Origin of the sequence: Pseudomonas sp. USTB-Z, from assembly GCF_019691255.1 — a bacterium.
In the GTDB taxonomy this organism is placed as follows: domain Bacteria; phylum Pseudomonadota; class Gammaproteobacteria; order Pseudomonadales; family Pseudomonadaceae; genus Aquipseudomonas; species Aquipseudomonas alloputida.
In genome coordinates this window covers 1-362 of the sequence record NZ_JAECZP010000093.1, presented here as the reverse complement: position 1 = coordinate 362, position 362 = coordinate 1, and the positions used below count along the sequence as shown (strand labels likewise).

Genomic DNA, 362 nt, shown 5'->3' with positions numbered 1-362 from the left:
CAACCGAACTGGCGGTGAGCGCGGACGGCAGCGTTATCACCGGCCGTGCCGAACCGGGCAGCACCGTGCGCATCGTGGCTGCCGACGGCACCGAATTGGGCACTGCCGTGGTCGGCCCGACCGGCGTGTTCAGCCTCAACCTCAATCCGCCACAAGTTGACGGCGAAGTGCTGCAAGCCACCGCGACCGATGCCGCTGGCAACACATCGCCAAGCAGCGCAGTCACCGCGCCGGACATTGATGGCGGCGACACCACCCCGCCTGAAGCACCGACCAATCTGGTGATCGGCCTTGCCGGCAGCCAGCTCAGTGGTCGTGGCGAAGTGGGCACTGCCGTGCAGGTGCGTGACGCGGCCGGCAAC

At 68.0% G+C, this 362-nt stretch carries 1 protein-coding gene; it reads left to right on the top strand.

Going from position 1 to position 362, the window contains the following annotated elements; genetic code table 11:
* A partial coding sequence (locus tag I8746_RS27005) for an Ig-like domain-containing protein (protein WP_221101233.1) occupies positions 1-362 on the top strand: 362 nt, incomplete at both ends.